Consider the following 2,907-nt stretch of genomic DNA (forward strand, 5'->3'; position numbering starts at 1 on the left):
TGAAGATAATTTACAATTATAACTGGGTGGAATTGATACAGAAAAACTTATATTTAACCGAGCTTGAATATATCGATCGCTCCTGCTCTCAGTTTGCGATCGATTATTCAGCAAACCCTATTTATTAGACGTTTTCCCACCGCAATTTGGGAATTTTTCGAGTTACGAGCAAATTTTCTCCCCAAAAATCCACCCTCAACCCCTACAACCCTTCCCTCTCTTACCTTTCAACCGCAGCAAACTCTTCTCAACCTCCCCACGCGCTGGATACAACAACTGCTGACTCAAGGCACTTTCATAAGCCTGTATCGCCCCCAACTTATCCCTCAATCCCACCAAGGCTCTCCCTAACCAGTAGTCAGCCATAGCCCCGTTAAACGCTTTCAATTCCTGACATCCCTCACCGGCAACTTTCCACCAGCGCTGACTAGCCCCAACATCCCCCAGCACCTGGTAACTCTCCGCCAGCCACACCGCCGTCGGCACGAATTGCAGAGAAATTCCGGCTGGTAACAACTTCCATCCTTTCTCCAACGCCTGCACTGCTTCCCGATGTTTCCCAGCTAAAGCCAACACCCGCCCATGACGAAACCAAGCATCAGCTAACTGGGGCTGGAGTTTTATCCCCTGCTCAGAAACGCTACACCCTCGTTCAAACTCTTTAAAATATTCCACCAACACCCGCGCCGCCGTCGCCCAAACACTCCAGCGCTGGGGAAATCGTTTCAGCATCTGTTCGACTATATCCCCCGGAGATCCCCCTAAATCCCCCTTAAAAAGGGGGACTTTGATGGAATTCTCCCCCCTCGTTCTCTTAGCCCCCCCTTGGCAAGGGGGGGTTGGGGGGGTAGAGACTTTCCCAACAGCCAAGGGTAAAATTTCACAATCTAGAAGTTTGGATTCAGGAAATTCTGCCCTAAAAGAGAATACTGGATGATCTTCAAATTTAATATCCTCAATTTTTTCAAATGTTACTGCATCTCGTTTCCGTTTTCGATGCAAATCTATGCAGAAGTTATAGATAATTTTAGTTAACCAAGCTTTAGGATATTTAATTTTACTTCCATAGTTTTGCCATTCTGTCCAGGCTTTAAGCATTGCCTGACTCAATACTTCTTCGGCATCAATTGGGTTTGAGTTCATCCACTTGAGACAGCAATGGGAAAGATAATCTTGATTCGCCTGCCATTCTTGCCAAAAAATTGTATTTTTATCTTTTGTTTCATCCAACAGGATTGATGCAGCCACTGATTGAGAAGATGACCTGATTTTTTGAGTTCTCTGGCTATTGCTTTGCATTTACATTTACAGCAGATTCCACATTTATGAAGTATACCCGCCTATCGTGAGCTTCCCCGTAGGGATATTCCAAGAGTCCATTGGTGTCAACTTAAGCCTGAAACCCTTGGTATCTCTTGCTTTTACCTAAGCCTAGATCCCCCTAAATCCCCCTTAAGAAGCTATGCCTTACTCACATCTTTCTTAACAAAATCAGGCTTGACATCTGGGGGGGAATGGGTGGAAACTAATTTCCATGTAGCAGCAATGTCATGCAAACGTTGCCAGCCTCGCCAGAGGGTCTTGACACCCGGTTCACCATCTCCCTTGCGTCCCAAAAATCCACCCAGTTTCGCAATCCAACGAATACAATTACTTAAAGTTGGGGGTGATTCAGTGGGGATCGGAGTTGAGTGAATGGTGCAGTAAAGTGCTTGCCATTCATGGGTTTCAAGAATCCTATCGGCCAGAGTATCAGGATGATGACGAGATTCGTAAATCATCCACAACAAGCGCCATGCCACAATTGTGTAAGTTGATAAAGCTCCTTCGATGCGATCGGCAGTTTCCAATTGTAGCTGCTCTAAACCGCACCCACTTTTAAGAACGTAATGATAACCTTCGATTAACCAACGGTAACTGTACCAGCGCAAGCACTGCACAATATCTTCAAAACCATTAATGGGCAAGGTGGTCAGTAATAACCAACTCACAGGCTTCTCTGTGGCCGGTGGGTTTTCTTCACAAGCCAAAATCACTTGCACTCTCAGTGGCTGTAAATTCTGGCGCTGAGGGTGGCTTTGAGGAGGTAGAATTTCGACTGTTGTAGCCCGCAGGTTCAGAGTCGCTTTACGAGCTAATCGCTGCGGATTAGCTCGCAATTCCAAGTCCAGTTGTCCCGCGAGCGGTACTTTGGCGATCGCACTTTGTAGTCGCTCTACTTCTAGAGTCCCATCAGAGTTCTTGACTTGACGGTTGTGATAGGCGCGAATTAACAACTGAGAATTCCCAGGTCTTTCAGTCGCTAAAAAGTCATAGATGTCGGCTTCGCGATTCTCGCCAGTCGTTTCACGCGACGCCGATCGCCCAAACAAGCGAATTTTAGTTCTGCTAGAGCCCATTGTGCCGTCATCATTCCTCCCTCGCCTCCATTACGTCATTTGAGGATTACTTGATTCACTTCCTGGTTGTCAAGCTCACGCTTCGGGCGATCGCCTCACAAACCGCTCCGGCTCAAGCCGGAGCGACTTTGTTAAGAAAGATGTGAGTAAGGCATAGCTTAAGAAGGGGGACTTTGAAAGGACTCCTGTCCCCCCCTTCTTAAGGGGGGCTAGGGGGGATCTAGATTTAATAGTCAAACAGCCATCTCTGACTGGGCTTGAGCTTAAGTTGACACCTATGGACACTGCCGTGTCCCTACAATTCACAAACCTGGAATACGCTGTATTTCAGCTTACACGGCTCCTCCTCTTCTTATCCCGAACTCAGGTTAATTAAGATTCAGCCATTTTTGAGCATTAAGCCGCTGAACTACACCAAAAACCATTAAGTCTAGGGTAATCTTGCGCTCGTCAATCAAAAAAGGTTCAAGAGTGCTAGTTTTTGTGTTATTTTCAGCGCAAGAAAAAG

The 2,907-nt window shown here is 46.5% G+C and carries 3 protein-coding genes; all 3 read right to left on the minus strand.

All coding sequences use genetic code 11. The annotated features are described in order from the left end of the window. Positions 1–195: 195 nt before the first annotated feature. Positions 196–1,299 (minus strand): sigma-70 family RNA polymerase sigma factor, encoded by a 1,104-nt coding sequence (locus AAFP11_RS30110; protein ID WP_341740295.1) that lies wholly within the window; start codon positions 1,297–1,299, stop codon positions 196–198. 161 nt (positions 1,300–1,460) lie between these two features. After that, on the minus strand, positions 1,461–2,399 hold the full coding sequence (locus tag AAFP11_RS30115) for an IS4 family transposase (protein ID WP_341740296.1): 939 nt from the start codon (positions 2,397–2,399) through the stop codon (positions 1,461–1,463). A gap of 368 nt (positions 2,400–2,767) precedes the next feature. Continuing rightward, the coding region (locus AAFP11_RS30120) for a DUF2996 domain-containing protein (protein ID WP_341740297.1) at positions 2,768–2,907 on the minus strand (140 nt) is incomplete at its 5' end.

The sequence above is a fragment of the Microcoleus sp. CAWBG640 genome, assembly GCF_020883015.1.
Taxonomy (GTDB): domain Bacteria; phylum Cyanobacteriota; class Cyanobacteriia; order Cyanobacteriales; family Microcoleaceae; genus Microcoleus; species Microcoleus anatoxicus.

Bases quoted from the DNA above. Each gene is read 5' to 3' on its own strand.
- AAFP11_RS30110 (WP_341740295.1), bottom strand. From the start codon at position 1,299: ATGCAAAGCAATAGCCAGAGAACTCAAAAAATCAGGTCATCTTCTCAA.
- AAFP11_RS30115 (WP_341740296.1), bottom strand. From the start codon at position 2,399: ATGGGCTCTAGCAGAACTAAAATTCGCTTGTTTGGGCGATCGGCGTCG.